The sequence below is a fragment of the Streptomyces sp. NPDC002754 genome, from assembly GCF_053592315.1.
Genome location: NZ_JBSFVM010000001.1, coordinates 42455 through 65376 on the forward strand (window position 1 = coordinate 42455; position 22922 = coordinate 65376).

20 protein-coding genes are annotated in these 22922 nt (G+C 70.8%); 15 read left to right on the forward strand and 5 right to left on the reverse strand.

All coding sequences use genetic code 11. The features are described 5' to 3' along the window. Positions 1-12: 12 nt before the first annotated feature. On the reverse strand, positions 13-1176 hold the full coding sequence (locus tag ACWD2L_RS00200) for a glycosyltransferase (RefSeq protein ID WP_351330487.1): 1164 nt from the start codon (positions 1174-1176) through the stop codon (positions 13-15). Between the two features lie 59 nt (positions 1177-1235). On the opposite strand from ACWD2L_RS00200, the gene ACWD2L_RS00205 reads away from it, so the two are divergent. Together ACWD2L_RS00205 and ACWD2L_RS00210 are read left to right on the forward strand one after the other, a co-directional pair. Then, positions 1236-2060 (forward strand): glutamate racemase, encoded by an 825-nt coding sequence (locus ACWD2L_RS00205; RefSeq protein WP_351330485.1) that lies wholly within the window; start codon positions 1236-1238, stop codon positions 2058-2060. Between the two features lie 75 nt (positions 2061-2135). Continuing rightward, positions 2136-2699, forward strand: coding sequence for a hypothetical protein (locus ACWD2L_RS00210; protein WP_351330483.1), 564 nt, complete (start codon positions 2136-2138; stop codon positions 2697-2699). 19 nt (positions 2700-2718) lie between these two features. Here ACWD2L_RS00210 and ACWD2L_RS00215 read toward each other — a convergent pair whose 3' ends face one another. Beyond that, a complete protein-coding gene (locus ACWD2L_RS00215) occupies positions 2719-3804 on the reverse strand; it encodes an O-antigen ligase family protein (protein ID WP_351330481.1) in 1086 nt (361 codons plus the stop codon). Positions 3805-3998: 194 nt separating this feature from the next. Between ACWD2L_RS00215 and lnt the strand changes: the two genes are divergently transcribed. From lnt to ACWD2L_RS00235, 4 genes are all read left to right on the forward strand, one after another. After that, positions 3999-5636: an apolipoprotein N-acyltransferase gene (lnt, locus tag ACWD2L_RS00220; protein ID WP_451186885.1), complete on the forward strand. Its 1638-nt coding sequence runs from the start codon at positions 3999-4001 to the stop codon at positions 5634-5636. Positions 5637-5687: 51 nt separating this feature from the next. Then, the gene (locus ACWD2L_RS00225; protein WP_351330479.1) at positions 5688-6167 is read left to right on the forward strand and encodes an NUDIX hydrolase; all 480 of its coding nucleotides are present in this window, start codon (positions 5688-5690) and stop codon (positions 6165-6167) included. 55 nt (positions 6168-6222) lie between these two features. Then, positions 6223-7011 carry a 3-hydroxybutyrate dehydrogenase gene (locus ACWD2L_RS00230; protein ID WP_351330477.1) on the forward strand — a complete coding sequence of 263 codons (789 nt, stop codon included), beginning with the start codon at positions 6223-6225 and terminating at the stop codon, positions 7009-7011. 137 nt (positions 7012-7148) lie between these two features. Further along, positions 7149-9071, forward strand: a complete 1923-nt coding sequence (locus ACWD2L_RS00235) for a helix-turn-helix domain-containing protein (RefSeq protein ID WP_351330476.1) — start codon at positions 7149-7151, stop codon at positions 9069-9071. A 93-nt stretch (positions 9072-9164) separates the two neighbouring features. Here ACWD2L_RS00235 and ACWD2L_RS00240 read toward each other — a convergent pair whose 3' ends face one another. Both ACWD2L_RS00240 and ACWD2L_RS00245 read right to left on the reverse strand, forming a co-directional pair. After that, entirely contained in the window at positions 9165-10385 is a 1221-nt protein-coding gene (locus ACWD2L_RS00240; protein ID WP_351330475.1) for an FAD-dependent monooxygenase, read from the reverse strand. After that, a complete protein-coding gene (locus tag ACWD2L_RS00245) occupies positions 10382-11779 on the reverse strand; it encodes an MFS transporter (protein WP_351330473.1) in 1398 nt (465 codons plus the stop codon). Before ACWD2L_RS00245 ends, ACWD2L_RS00240 begins: the two co-directional genes overlap by 4 nt. Positions 11780-12169: 390 nt before the next feature. Between ACWD2L_RS00245 and ACWD2L_RS00250 the strand changes: the two genes are divergently transcribed. The 9 genes from ACWD2L_RS00250 to ACWD2L_RS00290 all read left to right on the forward strand — a co-directional run bounded on the left by ACWD2L_RS00250 (position 12170) and on the right by ACWD2L_RS00290 (position 22022). Further along, a complete protein-coding gene (locus ACWD2L_RS00250) occupies positions 12170-13570 on the forward strand; it encodes an MFS transporter (RefSeq protein WP_351330471.1) in 1401 nt (466 codons plus the stop codon). A 12-nt stretch (positions 13571-13582) separates the two neighbouring features. Beyond that, positions 13583-13870 carry a hypothetical protein gene (locus ACWD2L_RS00255; protein WP_351330469.1) on the forward strand — a complete coding sequence of 96 codons (288 nt, stop codon included), beginning with the start codon at positions 13583-13585 and terminating at the stop codon, positions 13868-13870. A gap of 50 nt (positions 13871-13920) precedes the next feature. Continuing rightward, positions 13921-14274, forward strand: a complete 354-nt coding sequence (locus tag ACWD2L_RS00260; protein WP_351330467.1) for a sigma-70 family RNA polymerase sigma factor — start codon at positions 13921-13923, stop codon at positions 14272-14274. Then, positions 14271-15029 carry a hypothetical protein gene (locus ACWD2L_RS00265; RefSeq protein WP_351330465.1) on the forward strand — a complete coding sequence of 253 codons (759 nt, stop codon included), beginning with the start codon at positions 14271-14273 and terminating at the stop codon, positions 15027-15029. The genes ACWD2L_RS00260 and ACWD2L_RS00265 overlap by 4 nt, the downstream gene beginning before the upstream one ends. 91 nt (positions 15030-15120) lie before the next feature. Further along, on the forward strand, positions 15121-15516 hold the full coding sequence (locus ACWD2L_RS00270; protein WP_351330463.1) for a hypothetical protein: 396 nt from the start codon (positions 15121-15123) through the stop codon (positions 15514-15516). Positions 15517-15635: 119 nt separating this feature from the next. Continuing rightward, positions 15636-16667, forward strand: coding sequence for a PHP domain-containing protein (locus tag ACWD2L_RS00275; RefSeq protein ID WP_351330641.1), 1032 nt, complete (start codon positions 15636-15638; stop codon positions 16665-16667). Between the two features lie 181 nt (positions 16668-16848). Further along, a complete protein-coding gene (locus tag ACWD2L_RS00280) occupies positions 16849-17538 on the forward strand; it encodes a hypothetical protein (protein ID WP_351330461.1) in 690 nt (229 codons plus the stop codon). A gap of 169 nt (positions 17539-17707) precedes the next feature. Further along, on the forward strand, positions 17708-19927 hold the full coding sequence (locus tag ACWD2L_RS00285) for an NADP-dependent isocitrate dehydrogenase (RefSeq protein ID WP_351330459.1): 2220 nt from the start codon (positions 17708-17710) through the stop codon (positions 19925-19927). A gap of 133 nt (positions 19928-20060) precedes the next feature. Beyond that, on the forward strand, positions 20061-22022 hold the full coding sequence (locus ACWD2L_RS00290; protein WP_351330457.1) for a M13 family metallopeptidase: 1962 nt from the start codon (positions 20061-20063) through the stop codon (positions 22020-22022). Positions 22023-22144: 122 nt separating this feature from the next. On the opposite strand, the gene ACWD2L_RS00295 is transcribed toward ACWD2L_RS00290, so the two are convergent. Further along, a complete protein-coding gene (locus ACWD2L_RS00295; RefSeq protein WP_351330456.1) occupies positions 22145-22864 on the reverse strand; it encodes a dienelactone hydrolase family protein in 720 nt (239 codons plus the stop codon). Positions 22865-22922 lie beyond the last annotated feature (58 nt).

Sequence of the window (22922 nt, forward strand, 5' to 3'; positions counted from 1 at the left end):
GCAGCGCGGTGTTCACCCCCGGTCGGGCGCGGCGTACGTGCGTCCCTTCCAGGCCGCGCCCCGCCCCCTGTGGTGCTGCACGGCGGAATCCACCGTCATCAGGAGGTACAGCAGCGCGGTGAACGGCAGCAGCGGCGCCAGCCACAGCGTCTGCCGGTAGTAGCGCAGCATGGGGATGTACGTTCCCGCCATCACCGCCCAGGCGAGCGCGCCGAGCAGCGCGGTCGGCGCGCTGCCCGCGACCAGGCCGGCGATCAGCGCCGCGGGCGGCACCAGGTAGACGAGGGCGAGTCCCAGCACGGTGGCGAGCAACACCAGCGGGTTGTGCCGCAGTTGGGCGTACGCGCTGCGGGACACCATGCGCCACAGATCCGCGAGGCGCGGATACGGCCGCACACTGTCGACGCGCTCGGCCAGGCCGAGCCAGATGCGGCCGCCAGAGCGCTTCACGGCCCGCGCGAGCGACACGTCGTCGATGACCGCCTGCCGGATCGCGTCCGGGATCCGCGCCCGCTCGGCTGCCTCGGTACGCAGCAGGACGCAGCCGCCGGCCGCCGCGGCCGTGCGCCCGCCCTGCCGCGCGATCCAACGGAACGGGTACAGCTGCGCGAAGAAGTACACGAACGCGGGCACCACGAGCCGCTCCCACACGCTCTCCACGCGCAGCCGCGCCATCTGCGACACCAGGTCGAAGCCGCCCGTGCGCGCCGCCGCCACCAACTCCCGCAGGCTGTCCGGTTCATGCGCGATGTCGGCGTCGGTCAGCAGCAGGAACTCGGGGTCACGCGCGCGTGCCAGGCCGATGCCGTGCCGCACCGCCCACAGCTTCCCCGTCCAGCCCGCGGGCGGTTCGCCCGGTGAGTCGACCGTGAGGGAAAGCCCGCCGAATCGGTCCGCGAGGGTGCGCGCCACCTCGCCCGTGCCGTCCGAACTGCCGTCGTCCACCAGGAAGATCTCCGCCCGCCCCGGATAGTCCTGGGCGAGCAGCGACGGCAGGCTGTCGGGCAGCACCTGCGCCTCGTCGCGGGCCGGCACCACGACACACACATCCGGCCAGCTATCAGGTGCGGTGCGCGGCGGCAGGCGCAGGTCCGTACGCCAGAAGAAGCCCTGACACAGCAGCAGCCACAGCCACGCGGCGAGCGAAGCCGCGGTGATCCACACAACGACGTCCATCCGCCGCAGTCTGCCCCACCGGCACGGGCATTGTCGGGCCCATCGTCTATGGTTTTGGGGTGAAGATCGCGCTGATGGACTCCGGAATCGGACTGCTCGCGGCCGCCGCCGCGGTACGGCGACTGCGCCCGGACGTCGACCTCGTGCTCTCCTCCGCCCCCGAGACCATGCCCTGGGGGCCGCGCACGCCCGAGGACGTGACCGAGCGTGCGCTCGCCGTCGCCGAGGCCGCCGCCGCACAGGGCCCGGACGCGCTGATCATCGCCTGCAACACCGCCTCCGTGCACGCGCTGCCCGCGGTGCGCGCCCGGCTCGAGCCAGGCATCCCGGTCATCGGTACCGTCCCCGCGATCAAGCCCGCCGCCGCGGGCGGCGGCCCGGTCGCGATTTGGGCCACCCCGGCGACCACCGGAAGCCCCTATCAGCGGACGTTGATCCGGGATTTCGGGGGCGGCGCCCAGGTCACCGAGGTGCCCTGCCCCGGCCTCGCCGACGCGGTGCAGTGGGCCGACGAGGAGGGCATCGACCGGGCCATCGCGGCGGCGGCGGCCCTCACGCCTCGTGATGTAAGGGCCGTTGTCCTGGGCTGCACCCATTACGAACTGGTCGCGGAGCGTATCCGTGCCGCGGTGCAGCAGCCCGACGCATACCCTTCCCCAAGCTCTCAACAGAGGTCGAGCAGGGGAGACCCCATTGTCCTGCACAGTAGCGCGGGCGCCGTCGCCGCACAGGCGCTGCGCCGGATCGGCGAGAGTCTGCAGACCGAGCCCGATACGCGCGGCCGGCTCACCGTGCTGCTGGGCGGCCGGGAGGACACGCTGCCCAAGGAGGCGCTCGCCTACGCGGAAGGTCGCGATCTGCAGGCGCTGAGCCACGCGGGGTGAGCAACCGCACCGGCCCGACGCACAGGGCTGCGCAAGCCGGTGCCGGACCCGCGGAACATGAGTAGGCTCGAGGGCATGAGGGAACACGCCCCCGACGAGCACGCAGGGCGACGCTCTTCCGCCCACGCGACCGACATCTGGACCGGCCGCGCACACAACCGTGTGCAGTGGTTCCTGGCCTGCGGCGGGCTCGCCTGCCTGGCCCTGGGCATCGAGCTGGCCGTGGACAACTCCTGGGCCACCGGAATACTTGCCCTGGCCATGTCCGTGGTCGGCCTGATCGCCGTGGGCCTGCTCATCCTGTTCGGCACCCTCGCCTTCCTGCACGTCGCGGTGAAGGTCGACAAGGACCACCTCGAAGTGCGCTGCGGCCACGTGGGCCTGCCGCGCCGCCGCATCCCGCTCGCCCATGTGGTGGAGGCGGACGTCGCGCCCCGCGTCACGCCCCGGCAGTGGGGCGGCTGGGGCTACCGCTGGCGCCCGGAGATCGGCACGGCCGTGGTGGTGCGGCGCGGCGAGGGCGTGGTGCTCCGCCTCGGCGACGGCCGCAGGTTCACGGTGACCGTGGACGACGCGGAGAGCGCGGTGCGGCACATCCGCGACCGCCTGAAGCCGACCGCCGCGGGCCCGGTCGTCTGAGCCGACCCGCCCGACCTACTCAGTCGAGGCCGCCCTGGAGGAATTCCAGGGCGGCCTCGTCGTCGCCCGGCGGCCCGTTCGTGAACGGTTCCGCCGTGGCGATCCCGGCGAGCAGGCCCACGCCCGCCGTCACGGTCGTGAAGCTGAGCGCGTTGCCCACCGTCGCCATCGCGGCCACCGCGGTCAGGGCGGCGCCCGCCGCCAGCACCACCTGCGTCGAGCGTGCGGAGCGCCACAGGACGTACAGCAGCCAGCAGTAGGCCGCCGCGAGCAGCAGCACGCCGATGAGCCCTTGTTCGGCCGCCACCTGGAGGACGGCGGAGTGCGGCTTGCCATCGGAGAGCGGGGCTTGCGCGAGCGTCGGGCTGAGGTCTTCGAAGCGCCCGGGCCCCGTGCCGAGAGCGGGATGCACCTCTGCGAGGTGCACGGCGTCGTGCCACAGCAGGATCCGCCGGTGCGAGAGCCACGTCTCCAGGGAGGCCGTCGATCCTGCCGGCAGGACGCCCTTGGCGAGCGCCACACCGAGACCGGCCACCACCGACGTCGCGAGGCCGAGGCCCGTCAGGCCGAGCGCCCGGCTGCGCAGGCGGGCCGCCGCGAGCGAGCACAGGACGACACCCGCGCACACCGTGATCCCGGCCGGCGAGTCGACGGCGGCGGCCACCGCCACGCTGCCCGCCGCCAGAACGTGCAGCACGACCCGCTGTGGCGGCTGCCGCGCCGACCAGGCCGCGCAGCACAGCGCCCCCGCCGACAGGGCGAGCAGCGCCGCCGTCGCGCCGACCCGGCCCAGCGGCGTCACGACATCCGGTGCGGGGGCCGCGTACGGGGCGGTGAGCGCGAGACACAGGCCGCCGAGCCCGACCGCGCAGGACGCGGCGACCGGCACGAGCGCCCCGCCGATGCGCCCGCACGCGTACCCCGCGATCACGGCGAGCACCGCCAGGAGGATCCCCTCCGGTCTGCCCGCGCGCGCGGTCGCGCTGATCAGCGACCACGCCGCACAACACCCGAGAACCGCGACACCCACGGCGTCCGAGGCGCCGCGGTGCTCCCGCAGCGTGCCGTCCGTCGCCGCACCCGTCGACCACCCCGTCGCATCCACCCGTCGCCCCCCGACGTAGCCGGGCCCCGGACGCGAGGCCGGACGCGGCCGCGCTGTCGGGAACCCGGCCACACGCTAACGGCTGGTGGCCCGCGGCGGACCGGTGTTGCACAGGAACGTTCCGCCGTACGGGCCGGAGCGGGGCGCGCCGACCGTCATGTCGGTGTGACAGTGTCGCGCCGTACACTCCCCGGGTGACCGCCACCGCACCTCCCGTAGCCCCGTCGGACGAGCCCGCAGAGCAGTCTGTGCTTTCGAAGGTTCGCTCCCACCTGCGGCGGTCCGTTCCCCTCGCACTCGCGGTGATCGCCGGACTGCTCCTGTACGTGAGCTTTCCGCCGCGTGAGCTCCCGTGGCTCGCGCCGATCTCCTTCGCGCTGTTCGGCGTGGCCGTGTACGGGCGGCGGCTGAGGGCGGGCTTCGGACTCGGCCTCGCCTTCGGGCTCGCCTATTTGGTGCCGCTGCTCTCCTGGACCGGCGTCGACGTCGGGCCCCTGCCGTGGCTGGCGCTCGCCGCCGCGGAGGCACTGCTGGTCTCGCTCGCGGGCATGGGCATCGCCTATGTGTCGCGGCTTCCGCTGTGGCCGCTGTGGGCCAGTGGCGTCTGGATCGCGTCCGAGGCACTACGCGCGCGTGCCCCGTTCGATGGATTCCCGTGGGGGAAGGTCGCGTTCGGGCAGCCCAGTGGGGTGTTCCTGCCGCTCGCCTCGCTGGGCGGCACCCCGCTGCTCGGCTTCGCCGTGGTCCTGTGCGGCTTCGGGCTCGGCTCCCTCGCGCTGCGGGTCAGGAAGGTGCGCCGGACGTCGTCCGAAGGCGCATCGTCCCTCAAGGGCCTGTCCTTCCTGAAGGACAAGGGCATCGCCGTCGCGGCCGCGTTCACCGTCGCCCCGGTCGTCGCCGGAGCGCTCGCGATGCCCCTGGTGGCGACCTCCGCCGAGGCCGGCACCGCGCGCGTGGCGCTCATCCAGGGCAACGTGCCGCGGATGGGCCTCGACTTCAATTCCCAGCGCCGGGCCGTGCTCGACTACCACGTGCGCGAGACCATGAAGCTCGCCGCGAAGATCAAGTCGGGGCAGGTCGAGCGCCCCGACCTGGTGCTGTGGCCGGAGAACTCCTCGGACATCGACCCCTACACCAACCAGGACGCCTACGACGAGATCACCAAGGCCGCGCAGGCCGTCGGAGTGCCCATCTCGGTGGGCGCCGTGGTGACCCCGCAGGACGGCAAGCCCCGCAACCGGCTCATCCAGTGGGACCCCAAGACAGGACCGGGGGCCGTCTACGACAAGCGGCATCTGCAGCCGTTCGGCGAGTACATGCCGTACCGCGGCTTCTTCCGGATCTTCAGTAAGGACGTCGACCGGGCGGGCAACTTCGTGCCCGGTAAGAAGCCCGTCGTCTTCGACATGTCGGGCACCAAGGTCGGCAACATCACCTGCTACGAAGCCGCGTTCGACGACACGGTGCGCGACCAGGTCCGCGAGGGCGCGCAGATCCTGTCCGTGCCGAGCAACAACGCGACGTTCGAGCGCAGCCAGATGACCTACCAGCAGCTGGCCATGGACCGCGTGCGGGCCGTCGAGCACGGACGGGCCGTGATGGTCCCGGTCACCAGCGGGGTCAGTGCCGTGATCGCGGCCGATGGCTCGCTCGAGCAGCAGACCGGCATGTTCGAGCCCGCCACCCTGCTCGCCGACGTCCCCAAGCGCACCTCGCAAACGCTCGCCACGCGCGTGGGCGCGTGGCCTGAGGCGCTGCTCGTCGCGATCGGCGTCGGGGGCCTCGGCTGGGCCGTCGTGCGGGCCCGCGCGGGGCGTCGCTCGGACGCCTGATGGGGCTTGTGGCCTGCCGGTTCGTTGGGGCGCACAGGTAGGCTCGTCGGCATGGCGACTCCTGAATTCATCCGTACGATCCGGGCCTCCGCGGGCCACCAGCTGCTGCTTCTGCCGGGGGTCAGTGCCATCGTCTTCGACGACGAGGGCCGGGTGCTGCTCGGGCGGCGCGCCGACTCCGGCAAGTGGTCGATCATCGGCGGGATCCCCGAGCCGGGCGAGCAGCCCGCGGACGTCGCCGCGCGCGAGGTCTTCGAGGAGACCGGAGTCGAATGCGTCGTCGAGCGGGTCGTGCTCGTGCAGGCGCTGCAGCCGATCACGTATCCCAACGGCGACCGGTGCCAGTTCATGGACACGGCCTTCCGCTGCCGGGCCACCGGCGGCGCGGCGCGTGTCAACGACGACGAGTCGCTGGACGTCGCCTGGTTCGCCCTGGACGCGCTGCCGCCGCTGGAGGAGTTCTCGCTGTTCCGGATCAAGCAGGCCCAGTCGGAGGGACCCACATGGTTCGAGACCATGACCGAACGCTGAAGTATGGGTGCCGCCCATATCGGGCGGCGCCGATCGGCTGCCTAGGGTGCCAGTCATGACGCCGCACACCCCGCTGACCGCACCCGCCGCCCCCGAACTGGATCTCGGCGGGCGCACCGCACTCGTCACCGGCGCAGCCAGTGGCATCGGCCGGGCCTGCGCCCTGCGCCTCGCCGCGGCGGGCGCCAAGGTGAGAGCCGTGGACCGGGACGCGGCGGGGCTCGAGGCACTGGCAGGGGAGGCCGAAGGCGTCGAGCCGTACGTCCTGGACCTGACCGACCTCGACGCCGCGGAGGAGGCGGCGGTCGGCACCGACGTCCTCGTGAACAACGCCGGGATCCAACTGGTGCGGCCCATCGTGGAGTTCCCACCCGAGGTCTTCCACACCGTGCTGACCGTGATGCTGGAGGCCCCGTTCCGGCTGCTGCGCGGTGCGCTGCCGCACATGTACGGGCAGGGCTGGGGCCGCATCGTGAACGTGTCGTCGGTGCACGGACTGCGGGCCTCCGCCTACAAGTCCGCGTACGTCGCCGCGAAGCACGGGCTCGAAGGCCTGTCGAAGACCGCCGCGCTGGAAGGCGCGGCGCACGGTGTCACCTCGAACTGCGTGAACCCCGGCTATGTGCGCACGCCGCTCGTCGAGCAGCAGGTCGCCGACCAGGCCGCCGCGCACGGCATCCCCGAGGAGCGGGTGCTCGGCGAGGTGATGCTGCAGGACAGCGCGATCAAACGGCTCATCGAACCTTCCGAGGTCGCCGAGGCGGTCGCGTATCTGTGCACGCCGCATGCCTCGTTCATGACCGGCACCTCTCTCGTTCTCGACGGCGGCTGGTCCGCCCACTGAACTCCGGTTCATTTGTCCGGTGTTGATGGGTTTCACGAGTATTGCGGTCCCTCGATCGGGTGGCCGCGATTTCGAGAAGACGCGAGTTGTCCACAGGGCTGGCAGGCCCGACCGTTCGACGGGTAATCCTTGTCCGCATGTCGCGCCACCAACCGCACTCATCCGCCGCCTCCGGCCCGGTGACCACCGAGGACCCGCAGGCCCCGTTCCTGGAACTGCTCGCCAGGGGCGCCTCAGCCGATGCCTACGAACAGCCCGTGCTGCTCGCCCGGGCCGAGGGCCGGGCGCCCGAGCGGATAGCGGCGCTCGAGGCGGCCAAGGCGCTCGCGCTGCGCGTACGGGCGGAGATGGAGGGCAGACGGCGCCGCGAGGCCGAGCTGTCCGCGCTGTTCGAGACCGCGCACGACCTCGCGGGCCTGCGCGACCTGGACGCGGTGCTGCAGGCCATCGTCCAGCGGGCCCGCTCGCTGCTCGGCACCGACGTCGCGTATCTGACGCTGAACGACCCGGTCAGGGGTGACACCTGCATGCGCGTCACCGAGGGCTCGGTGGCGGCGCGCTTCCAGCAGCTGCGCCTCGGCATGGGGGAGGGGCTCGGCGGCCTCGTCGCGCAGACCGCGCGGCCGTATGTCACCGACGACTACGGGCACGACGTGCGCTTCCAGCACACCCGCAGCATCGACGCGGGCGTGGGGGACGAGGGGCTCGTCGCCATCCTCGGTGTGCCGCTCATGCTGGGGGCGCAGGTGATCGGGGTGCTGTTCGCCTCCGATCGGCGCGCGCGGGTCTTCGAGCGTGAGGAGATCGCGCTCCTCGGGTCGTTCGCCGCGCTCGCCGCCGCGGCCATCGACACCGCGAACCTGCTCAGCGAGACCCGGCAGGCGCTGAACGAGCTGGAGCGCGCCAACGAGATCATCCGCGATCGCAGCGGCGTCATCGAGCGCGCGTCCGACGTGCACGACCGGCTCGCCGAGCTGGTGCTGCGCGGCGGCGGAGTGCACGACGTGGCCGCGGCCGTCTCCCAAGTCCTCGACGGCACCGTGGAGTTCACGGAGGCGGAGGCGGCGCCCGACCACGCCCTCGAAGCGTCCCGCGCCGACGGGCACGCGGTGCGCCACCGCGATGACTGGGTCGCGGCCGTCGCCGCGGGCGGTGAGCTGCTCGGCGCGCTCGTGCTGCGCGGCCACCCCGGCCTCGACCCGGTCGACCAGCGCACCCTGGAGCGCGCCGCCATGGTCACCTCGCTGCTGCTGCTCGCCCGGCGCTCCGCGGCCGAGGCCGAACAGCGGGTGCGCGGCGAGCTGTTGGACGACCTCCTGGACGGGCGTGACCGGGACCCGCGGCTGCTGCGCGAGAGAGCGGAGCGGCTGCACGCCGACCTCGACGCGCCCCATGTGGTGCTCGCCGCCCGCCTGGAGAGCACCGACGGCGCCGAGCAGCAGGCGGCCGCGCGCCGCCGCCTGTGGTCCGCGGCCAACCACCTCGCGGCGACCCGGCACGGCCTCGCCGCGGCGCGCGACGGCGGCACCGTCCTGCTGCTCCCGGCGGACACCACCGCCGCGTCGGAGCTGGCGTCCCAGGTCGCGGCCCGGCTCTCCGAGGCGATCCACGACAGCGTCACCGTGGGCGCATCGGCGCCGGTCACCGACCCGGTCGGGACGGTGGCCGCCGCGTACGCCGAGGCGCAGCGCTGCCTCGACGCGCTGCGGCTGCTCGGCAGAACGGGGCAGGGTGCGGCGGCCGAGGACTTCGGCTTCCTCGGACTGCTGCTCGCCGACAGCCGGGACGTCGGCGGCTTCGTCGCCCGCACGATCGGCGACATCGTCACCTACGACGAGCGCAAAGGGACCGATCTGCTGCGCACCCTCGACGCCTACTTCGCGTCCGGCATGAGTCCGGCCCGTACCAAGGACGCGCTGCACGTGCACGTGAACACGGTCGCTCAGCGTCTGGAGCGGGTGGGCCGGCTCCTCGGCGATGACTGGCAGTCGCCGGAGCGCGCACTGGAGATCCAGCTCGCTTTGCGCCTGCACCGCTTGTCCGCCCCCGACATAGCCTGACCCCGCCCGCGAGGCCGAGCGCGAAGGCGATGGTGGAGGTGGTCGCGTGGCCAGTTGGTGTCCGTTCGGTTTGGTGTCCGTTGGGTCAGTGGCTCACGGCATGGGCCTCGATTCGGGCAGAGTGAGGGCGGAGTGGGCCGGTCGCCTCTCCGGGGAGGGCATGGTGGTGAGGCTGCGCAGTCTGTCGTTGCGTCGCTCCAGAGCTTGGGGTGTCGTCGGGAAGAGGGTGGCGCCGCCCTTGCCGACCAGTGCCTGGTTCATGGTCACGAACTCACGGGTGTGGTGTTCGTAGGCGTCGAAGCCCGTGACGTGGCCGTTGTCCGCCAGGGAGTCGGCAAGCATGTACGCGCCCACGAGAGAGAGGCTGGTGCCCTGTCCGGTGAGGAACGAGGGAGCGTACGCGGCGTCGCCGAGGAGTGCGACCCTGCCGCTGGACCAGCGGGGCAGGTGAATCTGCCCGACCGCGTCGAAGAACACGTCGTCGGCGTCGCGCATGGCGGCCAGCATGTCCGGGACGTGCCATCCGGCGTCGGCGAACACCTCGGCGACAAGGTCGCGATGGGCTATCGGGTCCCTGAAGGCGTCGAACGGTGGGTTCGGCCGGGCGAAGTTCAAGAAGGCGTGCACTTCGTCGTCGTCCCCCGCGGCATACAGCGCCGCGGCTCTGCCCGGGGCGTTCCACATCACGGTCTCGTGGGAGAGCCCGAAGGTGTTGCGTATGGGGAACACGGCGAAGCAGTAGCCGAGGTACCGATGGAACTGTTCTTCGGGGCCGAACAGCAACTCCCGTGTACGCGAGTGCATCCCGTCCGCGCCGAACACCATGTCGAACGTGCGCCTGCTGCCCCCGTGGAAGGTGACATCGACTCCGTGGTCCGACTGGTCGAGGGCGGCGATGGAGTCGTTGAACATGAACTCCACGTCGTCCCGGACCGCTGTGTAGAGGGCGTCGGTCAGATCCCCGCGTCGTACCTCCAGGTCGTGCCCCGCGACACCACCGGTGACGTCGTGCGGGTGGACCGAGGCCACCTGGCTGCCGTCTCCTTCGAAGAAGGTCAGACGGCGCAAGTCGATGTGCGCGTCGCGCAGTTGCGGCAGGATGCCCATCCTGCGGACGACTTCAAGTGCGGTGCCGCGCACGTCGATGGGGTAGCCGCCGCTTCGCAGCGTGGCCGCCTTCTCCACCACCGTGACCGAGTATCCGTAGCGGTTCAGCCAGAACGCGAGGGTGGGGCCCGCGATACTGGCCCCGGAGACGAGGGCCGTGCGCCTCGGTGCGGTTCGTGTGCCGGTCGGCTCCTCGGTGCGGGTCATGCGTTGGCTCCTTTGCTCATGGTGCGTGTGACGAAGAGGGACAGCGCCGTGACGACGCCGGCGACGATGAAGCCGGTGACGAAGGCCGATTCGGCCGGCACATCCGACCCGGAGGGGGTCCGGGCGGTGAGGAGCGCACCCGCGAACTGCGCACCCACGGCGAAGCCGATCACGCGGGTCACCAGGACCAGGCTGGTGGCGATGCCGGTGTCGCCTTGGTCGACGGAGGTGGCGGTGCTGGTCACCATCGCCGTGACGCACAGCCCGTTGGCCAGGGCGATCAGTGCCTTGCCGGCGACGAGGTGCCAGGTGTCGGTGTGGACGGCTGCCAGGGCAAGCAACGCGGCGGCCATCATGACGACTCCGGTGGTGACCACCGCACGCGAGCCGAACCGCCGCGCACCCATCCCACCGATGGGCCCGGCCAGCGAGGCGACCAGGGCGCCAGGTAGCAGGAAGAGGCCGATCTGGGTGGCACTGGCCCCGAATCCGTAGGCGTCGGTGGGCACCGCGAACAGTTGCGGAACGAGATAGACCGCCACCGAGGTGCCGACGCAGATCACGAACGTCAGTACGCAGGACTTCCACACCGCGGGCCGGGCCAGCATGCGCAGGTCCACCATCGGTGAGACCGCACGGCGCTCCACGGCTGTCCATCCGGCCACCAGCCCGGCCAGGACCAGGAGGAGGGCGCCGAGCACGAGTGGCCGCGAACCGATGTCGGGTGCCGTCGCGAGGACGAGCATGAGGGTGACCAGCGTCCCGCTCAGGAGAAGAAGGCCGGGCCAGTCGATCCCCGCACCGTCCTGCCGTCCCGGTGAATCATGTGGCATCAGTCTGTTCACCAGCAGCGTGGAACCCATGACCGCGATCGTCGGCAGCGCGAACATCCAATGCCGGGACAGGCCTTCGGCCACAGGGCCCGCCGCCAGTGTTCCCGCCATCCCGCCGCCGACGAACAGCCCGCTGACCACTCCGATGGCCACCTTCGACTCTCCCGCAGGGAGATGCTTGCGCACCACGATGAACGACAGGGGCAGCGCGCCCACCATGGCGCCCTGCAGTACCTGACCGAGCAGCAGCACGGGCAGGTTCGGCGCCAGGGCGGACACCAGGCCACCGGCCGAGACGACGGCCATGAGCCGCGTGAGGACCCGCTTCCCTCCGTAGCGGTCGCCGAACTTGCCCGCGACGGGTGTGATGAGCGCGCCGGTGATCAGGAGCACGATGCTGAGCAGCGCTCCTTCGGAGGGGCTCATGTCCAACTCACGTTGCAGAAGCGGGAGCGTCGGTGTCACCACCGACTCCAGGGCACCTGTGGCGACCGCCAGCAGGCCGAGGGCCCCGACTGCGGTCTTCCCGATGGGGACCGGTGGCGCCAGGGTCGTGGTCATGGGCGTCCCTTCGTTCATTGCCGGGTGGGGGAGGCGGCGCGTTCGCCGTGCTGATGACGAGGAGTGTGTGGTGCCGACCACGCGTCAGGCGTCATACCGGGGAGCCAAGTTGAAGGTGCTACCCCGGTAGGGGGTGGAGGCGCGGGGGAGCAGACACCCCGCCATGTAGCCCCCGAACCCACTGCGAAGCCCCGCGGTGTAGTGGGCCGACACATGGATGTCGGAGCGCAGCGACCTTAGGTTTCCGGCCGTGAGGCGTACACGAGCAGACCCGCTCGCCCGCTCCCGCCCCCGCCGCACAGTCCGCCGCTCAGCCGCCGGCCCGGCACACGAAGCCGTCCGCCCGCCGTCCCGATCGCCACGTCCCCGCAAGTGAAACTGGTGACCTTCATGAATGACACCCAGACCGCAGGAACGGCCGACCAGGCCCGTTCCGGCGGCATCGGCCGCATCGTGGCCGCGAGCCTCATCGGCACCACCATCGAGTGGTACGACTTCTTCCTCTACGGCTCGGCAGCGGCGCTCGTGTTCAACACGCTGTTCTTTCCCAACAGCGACCCGCTCGTCGGCACCCTGATCGCCTTCGTCACCTACGCGATCGGGTTCGCCGCCAGGCCGCTCGGCGGAGTGGTGTTCGGCCACTTCGGCGACAAGATCGGGCGCAAGAAGCTTCTGGTGATCAGCCTGCTCATGATGGGCGGCGCCACCTTCGCGATGGGCCTGCTGCCCACCTACGAGTCGATAGGCGTCGGCGCGCCCGTACTGCTCACGCTCCTGCGCCTCATCCAGGGCTTCGCGCTGGGCGGCGAATGGGGCGGCGCGGTGCTCCTCGTCTCCGAGCACGGCGGCGACAAGCACCGCGGCTTCTGGGCTTCCTGGCCGCAGTCCGGCGCACCCGGAGGCAACCTGCTCGCCACGGGTGTCCTTGCGCTGCTGGCCGCGGTCCAGTCGGAAGAGGCGTTCCAGTCCTGGGGCTGGCGCATCCCCTTCCTCCTCTCCGGAGTACTGGTGATGATCGGCCTGTGGATCCGTGTCTCGGTCAGCGAATCCCCGGTGTTCCTGGAGGCCCAGGCGAAGGCGGAGGCCGCGGCGGAGCGGGGCGTCGAGGAGAAGCCGCCGGTCGTGGAGGTCTTCCGCAAGAACTGGCGCGGTGTCCTCGGAGCCATCGGCACCCGCTTCGGCGAGAACATCTCGTACTACGTACTCACCTCCTTCGTACTGGTCTACGTCACCACGCACCTGGAACTCTCCAAGAGCACCGCTCTGAACGCCGTCCTCATCGGCTCTGCCATCCACTTCGTGACCATCCCGCTGTGGGGCGCGCTGTCGGACCGGGTCGGACGCAGGCCCGTGACCCTGATCGGGTCCGTCGGCATGGCGGGGTGGGCGTTCGCCTTCTTCGGGCTCGTGGACTCGAAGTCGTTCGGTGTGATCACGCTCGCCGTCACCGTGGGCCTGGTGCTGCACGGCGCGATGTACGGGCCGCAGGCCGCGTTCATCTCGGAGATGTTCGACACCAAGGTCCGCTACTCGGGGGCCTCGATGGGCTCCCAGCTCGCCTCGATCATCGCCGGCGCGCTCGCCCCGATCATCGCCGTCGAACTCCTGAAGGACTTCGACTCCTCCACGCCGATCGCCGTGTACGTATCCGCTGCGGCACTGGTCACGACAATCACGGTCGCGATCCTGAAGGAGACACGGGGACGCGACCTGAGCGAGGTCAGGACCGCCGGGGAGGGGGCAGCGGTGCGTGATGCGGCGGAGTCTGGGGCGAGCAGGGCGAGCCAGTAGACGCGACGGGCGGTGGACGGTCAGCTCGCCCCCGTGGCGCTCCAGCTCTCGATCCCGACCGGACCGCTGTACCGGCTGTGGCGGCAGGCAGCCCCGGAGATCCGTCTGAAGACCACCACCCGCCGGCACGAGGAGAACACGACCGAACCCGATACGCAGCCGCTGCCTCCGTTGGACCACTCGGCCTTCCGCGACCTGACCGAGACGCAATACGACTTCTACGCAGGTGTCTTCCTGTCTTCCTGTCGGACGTCGAGCGCCGGGCCGCGATCCGCGACACCTATGACCAGCTGTGGCTGACCTGGACGAAGGCGCTGTCCAGCGCCGACATTCGGCGGTACGCCTGGAGCGTGCTGCGCACCACCGTGATGCGGCGCACCCCCCACTTCGACGGGCGCCCCCGCTTCGAGCACTCCGCCTTCGACACCCTCGCCCTGCGGGAGCTGAACGGACCGGACCACGCGCGGCAGGCCGTGGACCAACTCGGCGAAACCCAGGACCTGTTCCGCGCCATGAGCCGGCTGCCCGACTCCCAGCTCGACGTGATGGTGCTGCGCGCGCTGGGAGGCCTGAGCGAGGAAGCCGTCAGCAGCCTGCTGGGCGTTCCGCTGGCCGGCGTCCGCTCCGACGAGCGCTACGCGATCCAGGTCCTCGCCAGCATCCTGTGCTGCCCGCCGCACCCCTCGGAAGGGAACCCCACGTGACCAGCCACAAGACCACCATCCAAGCGATCCTGTCCCGCGCCCTGTTGGCCCGCGACCGCAGGGTGCCGGCCGACATCGTCCCCCCGCGCACGCTCCGCGCCGCCGCACGGCTGGTCCTTGGCGCACCGGGCACGGGCCCTGAACAGGCGGACGAGACCGGCGGGTACCCGAGGGACATGTGCGAGACCGTCCTGTCCCAGATCACCCCCGCCGAAGTCGACTTCGTCACCGACGACTTGCCCGGGCCCCGTGGCGCGCTCGCGCTGGCCTGTGTCCTGCAGCTCACCGACACCGACGACGGCGCCCGGTTCTGGTGGCAGTACGCCGCGGGCGCGGGGCAGGGCGCCGCCGCCTACTGCCTGTACCTCCACCACCTGGCCTCCGGCGAGGACGAACTCGCCCAGTGGTGGCTCCGCCAGACCAACGACATCGCCGCCCCGGTGATGACCGATGTCTCCCCGGCGCGGACGGACGACGAAGAAGAGCGGGCATCGGCCAACCACTTGCTCCTCGGCGCACCCATCACCACCATGCTCCGTCTCCTGCGCTGCCTGGCGGCTCACCCCCGCCACCGAGGTCCTGTCGTCTCCCAGCTGATGAACTACCTGTCCACCGCGGTCGGTGTCGGCTACCTGCGCCACGACTTCGAGATCCCGCTGCCCGGCGCCGACTTCGCCAGTCAGGTCGCCGCTCGGCTCCTGCCCGACCCCGACGGCAAACCAGGAAATCAAGGCCTCCTCCATCACTGCGCCTGAGGCCGGTCCGACGGCTACGAGTTGTCCGACGGCTACGAGTTGGGGGAGCTGTTCGGGTTTGTGATGACCGTGGAGGGCTAACCGGGATCCCATGAGTGAACCGAACAAGGGAACTGATCAGCAGAACAAGACGACGAAGCGGGATGCCGCTTCCCGGGCGCGTGACAGCGCCGACAAGGCCACCGCTCCCGTGAGCGACGCCGCCAAGAAGACCGAGGCCAAGGCCGACGAGGCGGCCTCGATCGCGCAGCAGGGCGCAGAGCGGGCGACCGAGGGCGCGGCCGGAGCCGTGGGCAGCGCGGCGCGGAACGTCGAGGCCGGGCGGCAGGCGGCCGTCGCGGCGACCGGGCAGGTCACCACCGTGGCCCGTACGGCCTGGACCGCTGTGGCCCACCGGAAGATGCTGGCCATGGGCGTCGGGGCCGGGGTCACCGCCGTCGGCGCCGCTTCGTATGCCGTGGGGCGCCGCGCGGGTCGGCGTCCGTAGGACGCGGTGCGCCGGGTGCCCCGCTTCGCCCGGACACGCGCGTGGCGTTCACGGATGCCGGTCGCCAGGTCGTACGGCACGCTGGAGACGTACGCGTAGGTGCGTGGCCGGAGGTGGCGATGGAGCCCGTGCGGGCGCTGGAGCGGATCGCGTTCCTTCTGGAGCGGGAGGGTGCGCCCACGTATCGGGTGCGCGCGTTCCGTACCGCCGCGGGGGTGATCGCCGGCCTGGCGGACGCCGAGGTCGCGCGGCATGTCGAGGCCGGGTCCCTGGAGTCACTCAAGGGCATCGGGCCCAAGACCGCCGCGGTGATCCGGGAGGCGGCCGCGGGGCAGATCCCCGACTACCTCACGCACCTGGAGGACGAGCTGGCCCGCACGGTGCCCTTGGAGGGTGACGCGGGCGTCGGGTTGCGGTCCCTGCTGCGTGGCGACTGCCATCTGCACTCCGACTGGTCGGACGGCGGCAGCCCGATCGAGGAGATGGGCCGTGCCGCGCAGGACGTCGGTCACGAGTGGGCGGTGCTCACGGATCACTCGCCGCGGCTGACGGTGGCCCGTGGGCTGTCGCCGGAGCGGCTGCGGGAGCAACTGGAGGTGGTGGCCGAACTCAATGCGACCTGGGCGCCGTTCCGCCTGCTCACCGGCATCGAGTGCGACATCCTCGACGACGGGTCGCTCGACCAGGAACCCGAGCTGCTCGACCGTTTGGACGTGGTCGTCGTGTCGGTGCATTCCAAGCTGAGGATGGACGCCGCCGCGATGACACGGCGGCTGGTCGCCGCGGTCGGCAATCCGCATGCCGATGTCCTGGGCCACTGCACCGGCCGGCTGGTCACCGGCAAGGGGCGTCCCGAGTCGCAGTTCGACGCCGACGAGGTGTTCGCGGCGTGTGCGGACAGCGGCACCGCGGTCGAGATCAACAGTCGGCCCGAGCGGCTCGATCCGCCTCGGCGGCTGCTGCGTAAGGCCGTGGCGGCGGGGACGTTGTTCGCTGTCGATACGGATGCGCATGCGCCGGGGCAGCTCGATTGGCAGCGAATCGGCTGTGCGCGTGCTGAGGAGTGTGGGGTTCCGGTGGAGCGGGTCGTTACCACGTGGGCGGTGGAGAGGTTGCTTGCCTGGACCGGTGGTGACTCGAGGCCTGCTTAAAGGGTGTGCGGCAGCGGGGGAAAGATCGGGGCTGCCCCGGACCCCGCTGCTCAATCGCCGCAGGGGCTTGAATGCCTGCTCAATCGGCGCACGGGCTTGAAGAGCCTGCTCGATCGGCGCAGGGGCTTGATCGGGCGGAACCGGGCGCCCGGGTGGCCTCGTGATTGGCATCACGGGGGGCGTGCAGATCATTGAGGTGACTGGATACGGCGTGCGTTCCGCGGTGATCACCCTGCGGCGGCGCGGGGCGTCGCTGGAGTTCGTGGTCTTTCCGATGCTGCACGTCGCGTCGCCGACGTTTTACGCGCAGGTCAAGCGCCGGTTGCGGGAGTGCGACCTGGTCGTCATGGAGGGCATCCGCGGGAAGTCGGCCGTCGTCAGCACGCTCACGCTCGCCTACCGGTTCGCCCCGCGCCGCAGCCGTAACGGTTTGCAGCAGCAGACCAGAGAGGCGCTGCTCCCCGCGTCCGTGCCGGTCCTGTACCCGGACGTGACCGCGGCGGAGGCGGTCGCGGACCTGAAGACGTTGCCGCGGTGGACCTACCTGCTGATGCTGCTCGCGGCCCCCGTGATGGGCCCGGTCTTCGCGCTGCGCGGGCCGCGCGCCTTCCTCGACGGGGACCTGGAGGTCGACGACCTGCCCACGACGGCGCGGGCCGAGATGCTGGCCGACCGCCCGATCGGGCACGCCATGTCCGACCACCGCGACCTGCGGCTGCTCGACGCGCTCGACGGCATCCACGCCGAACCGCTGCGGGTGGCCGTCGTCTACGGCGCCGGGCACGTCCCGGCGATCGTGGCCGGACTGCGCGAGTGCCACAGCTACCGCCCCCGGAACGCGGAGTGGCTCACGGTCCACGTCCCGACGTGAGCCACTGGTACGCAGGTCGGACCCGGTCCGGCCCCGTCTCATCGCCTGGCCGGGAAGATCTTGGCGGGTGGACCCCTTTCGAATCCTGGCCGGGGAGGAGATATCTTGATGTCGAGCAATCCGATCCAAGACTGCAGATGACGTGGAAGACGTGGAAGCGGAGCACCCGGTGACTGACTCGACCATTATTTACACGCACACAGACGAGGCCCCGGCCCTCGCGACGTACTCCTTCCTGCCGGTCATCGAGGCCTACGCGTCCACCGCCGGTGTCGGCGTCGAGACCCGTGACATCTCCCTGGCCGGGCGCATCCTCGCCCAGTTCCCGGAGTACCTGACCGAGGAGCAGCGCGTCCCGGACGCCCTCGCCGAGCTCGGCGACCTGGCGAAGACGCCGCAGGCCAACATCATCAAGCTGCCGAACATCTCGGCCTCCGTCTCGCAGCTCAAGGCCGCCGTCGCCGAGCTGCGCGAGCACGGCTACGCGCTGCCGGACTACCCGGACGAGCCGAAGACCGACGAGGAGCGCGAGGTCGGCGCCCGCTACGACAAGGTCAAGGGCTCCGCCGTCAACCCGGTGCTGCGCGAGGGCAACTCCGACCGCCGCGCCCCCGCCTCGGTGAAGAACTACGCCAAGGCCCACCCGCACCGCATGGGCGCCTGGACCGCCGAGTCCAAGACGAACGTCTCGACCATGGGTGAGAACGACTTCCGCTCGACCGAGAAGTCCACCGTCCTCCCGGCCGCCGACAAGCTGAAGATCGAACTCGTCGCGGACAACGGCACCACCACCGTGCTGCGCGAGTCCGTACCGGTCCTCGCCGGCGAGGTAGTCGACGCCTCCGTGCTGCACGTCGCGCCGCTGCGCGAGTTCCTCACCGCGCAGATCGCCCGCGCGAAGGAAGAGGGTGTGCTGTTCTCCGCGCACCTGAAGGCCACCATGATGAAGGTCTCCGACCCGATCATCTTCGGTCACGTCGTGCGCGCCTTCTTCCCGGAGACCTTCGCCCGCTTCGGCGCCGACCTGGCCGCCGCGGGCCTCTCCCCGAACGACGGTCTCGGCGGCATCTACAAGGGCCTCGAGACCCTCGCCAACGGCGCCGAGATCAAGGCCTCCTTCGACGCCGAACTGGCCGCGGGCCCCGACCTGGCCATGGTCGACTCGAACCGCGGCATCACCAACCTGCACGTCCCGTCCGACGTCATCATCGACGCCTCCATGCCGGCGATGATCCGCACGTCCGGCCACATGTGGAACAAGGACGACCAGGAGCAGGACACCCTCGCGGTGATCCCCGACTCCTCGTACGCCGGTGTCTACCAGGCCGTCATCGACGACTGCCGTGCCAACGGCGCCTTCGACCCGTCGACCATGGGCACCGTCCCGAACGTCGGCCTCATGGCGCAGAAGGCCGAGGAGTACGGCTCCCACGACAAGACCTTCGAGATCCCCACCACCGGCACCGTCCGCCTGGTCAACCAGGCCGGCGACGTCGTCCTGGAGCAGGCCGTCTCCGAGGGCGACATCTTCCGCGCCTGCCAGACCAAGGACGCCCCGATCAAGGACTGGGTCAAGCTCGCCGTCACGCGCGCCCGCGCCACCGGTGACCCGGCCGTGTTCTGGCTGGACGAGGGCCGTGCCCACGACGCCCAGCTGATCAAGAAGGTCGAGCAGTACCTGCCGGAGTTCGGCCCCGAGGGCCTGGACATCCGGATCCTCAACCCGGAGGACGCCACCAAGCTCTCCGTCGAGCGCATCCGCCAGGGCCTGAACACCATCTCGGTCACCGGCAACGTGCTGCGCGACTACCTGACCGACCTCTTCCCGATCCTGGAGCTGGGCACCAGCGCCAAGATGCTCTCGGTCGTCCCGCTGATGAACGGCGGCGGCCTCTTCGAGACGGGCGCCGGCGGCTCCGCCCCGAAGCACGTCCAGCAGCTCGTCAAGGAGAACTACCTGCGCTGGGACTCCCTCGGTGAGTTCCTCGCGCTGGCCGTCTCCTTCGAGCACCTCGCCACCACGACGGACAACGCCCGTGCGAAGGTCCTCGGCGAGACGCTGGACCGCGCCACCGGCACCTTCCTCAACGAGGACAAGTCGCCGACCCGTCGCCTCGGCGGCATCGACAACCGCGGCAGCCACTTCTACGTCGCCCTGTACTGGGCCCAGGAGCTGGCCAAGCAGACCGAGGACGCGGAGCTCGCCAAGGCCTTCGGCCCGCTCGCGGAGAAGCTCGCCGCGAACGAGCAGAAGATCGTCGACGAGCTGATCGCCGTGCAGGGCTCCCCGGCCGACATCGGCGGCTACTTCCAGCCCGACTCGGCCAAGGCCGACAAGGTCATGCGCCCGTCGCAGACCCTGAACGAGGCGCTGGCGTCGCTCGCCTGATCCCGTTCGCCAACAGCTCCGCCCCGGTCGGCCGTGCCGTCCGGGGCGGAGCCGTTTGCGGTGTTGTTCACGCTGCGCGGAAGGCGCCGTATTTGACGCTCTTCCTACGCCCTGACCTGGGTAAGGTGCAGCGATGAGCACTCTGGATGACGCACGCCCGGGCATGGACCCGGCGATCCGACCGCAGGACGATCTCTTCGGGCATGTCAACGGCCAGTGGCTGGCGACCGAACCCATCCCCGACGACCGCTCCAGCTGGGGCCCCTTCGTGGAGCTCGTGGACGTGGCCGAGCAGCGGGTCAAGGAGATCATTCAGGAGATCGCGGCCGGCGGTCCCACGAGCCTGGACGCGGACGCGGCGCGCAAGATCGCCGACCTGTACGCGTCATTCATGGACGAGGACGCCGTGGAGGCCCGCGGGCTCGACCCGCTGCGACCGCTGATCGACGAGGTGGCGGGCCTCGGCGAGGTGAGCGAGCTCGCCGGCTTCCTCGGCCGCTTCGAGCGCAAGGGCGGCTCCGGCCTCTTCGGCGCCTACATCGACAGCGACGACCGGAACTCCGACCGCTACCTCTTCAACATCCTCCAGGGCGGCCTCGGCCTGCCCGACGAGTCGTACTACCGCGAAGAGAAGTTCGCCGAGATCCGCGAGAAGTACGAGGCGTACCTCATCGAGCTGTTCACGCTCGGCGAGCACACCGACCCCGCCGGCGCCGCCCGCACCGTCCTCGCCCTGGAGACCCGGCTCGCCGAGGGCCACTGGGAGCGCGCCGAGACCCGCGACGTACAGAAGACGTACAACCTCACCACCTTCGACGAACTCACCGCGCTCGCCCCGGCGTTCGACTGGCGGGGCTACGTCACGGGGCTCGGAGGCAAGGAAGAGACGCTCGCCGAGTCGTGCGTGCGCCAGCCCTCCTACCTCACCCACCTCTCCGCGGTCCTCACCGAGGTGCCGATCGAGCAGTGGCGAGACTGGCTGCTCGCGCGCGTGCTGCGCTCCGCCGCGCCGTATCTGTCGACGCCGTTCGTGCGCGTCAACTTCGAGTTCTACGGACGCACGCTGAACGGCACGCCGGAGCTGCGCGCCCGCTGGAAGCGCGGGGTCGCCTTCGTCGAGGGCTCCATCGGCGAGTCCGTCGGCAAGGAGTACGTGGCCCGGCACTTCCCGCCGCGCTCCAAGGCGCTCATGGACGAGCTGGTCGCCAACCTCCTGGAGGCGTACCGCCAGTCCATCTCCCGCCTCGACTGGATGACGGACGAAACGAAGGAGCGGGCGTACGAGAAGCTCGCCACGTTCCGGCCGAAGATCGGGTACCCGGACGAGTTCCGGGACTACTCGGGGCTCTCCGTGGTCTCCGACGACCTGCTCGCCAACGCGTACGCCGCCGATGCCTTCGAGCACGACCGGCAGATGGCGAAGATCGGCGCGCCGGTCGACCGCGACGAGTGGTTCATGCTGCCGCAGACCGTGAACGCGTACTACAACCCGGGCACGAACGAGATCTGCTTCCCGGCGGGCATCCTCCAGAAGCCGTTCTTCTCGCCGGACGCCGACGCAGCGGAGAACTACGGCGGCATCGGCGCGGTCATCGGGCACGAGATCGGGCACGGGTTCGACGACCAGGGTGCGCAGTACGACGGGCAGGGCAACCTGAACGACTGGTGGACCGCCGCCGACAAGACCGCCTTCGAGGCGAAGTCCAAGGCGCTCGTCAAGCAGTACGACGGGTTCTCGCCGCGGAACCTTCCGGGGGAGTTCGTCAACGGGTCACTGACCGTGGGGGAGAACATCGGTGACCTGGGTGGGCTGACGATCGGGCACACCGCGTACAAGATCGCGCTTGATGGTGCGCCTGTGCCGACGGACGGTGAACTCAGCGGTTCTCAGCGGCTGTTCATGAACTGGGCGTACTGCTGGCGTACGAAGCGGCGGCAGGAGCAGGAGCAGCAGTATCTGACGATTGATCCGCATTCGCCGCCGGAGTTCCGGGCGAACATTGTGCGGAATCTGGATGAGTTCCATGAGGCGTTTTCGACGGTGGTCGGGGACGGGTTGTGGGTGGAGCCGGGGGATCGGGTGCGCATTTGGTGAGACGGTGTTGGGCGGGGCCGGATGGTTGAGGCCGTCCGGTCCTACGTCTCGGGGCGCTGCCCCGGACCCCGCTGCTCAATCGCCGCAGGGGCTTGAAATGCCCACCCGCCGCTGGGGGTTGATCAGCGGAGCTGGGAGTTGAGGAAGGTCAGTGTCGATGCCCATGCCTCGTGGGACGCCGACGCGTCGTAGACCTCTGGGCGGCCGTCGTTGAAGAAGGCGTGGTCCGCCGGGTACATGCGGAAGTCGGGGTCGACGCCCGACTGGGATGTGATCGCCGTGCGGAGGCCCGTCAGGGTGGCCTGGGGGATGGCCTCGTCGTGGTCGCCGTAGTGGCCCTGGATCTGCGCCGTGAGGCGGGAGAAGTCCGGGACCTCGCCCTGGATCACGCCGTAGAACGGGACGGCCGCGCTGACCCGCTGGTCCTCGGCGGCCAGGTACAGGACGAAGCCGCCGCCCATGCAGAAGCCGACCGCGCCGACCGTGTCGGACGTGACCGCGGGCAGCGCGAGTAGCAGGTCCACCGCGCCGGAGAGCAGTTCGACGCCCCGGCTCACCGGCAGGTCCCGCATCATGCGGAACGCTTCCTGGGAGTCGTGCGCCACGTTCCCGCCGTACAGGTCGGGGGCGAGTGCCACGAAGCCCTCGGCGGCGAGGCGGTCGGCGACGTCGGCGATGTGGTCGGTCAGGCCCCACCACTCCTGGATGACGATGACGCCGGGGCCGCTCCCCGAGGCAGGCAGCGCCAGATAGCCGTGGGCCGTGCTGCCCTGGCTGTCGAACGTCACGTTCTGGCGGGCCGGGCGGCCCGTGGACCGGGGGGTGTGCGGAGTGTGTGCCATGAACCCACGATGCCACCGCGGATCGCCCGCGGTGGCATCGGTGGGGTCGGGACCGGCC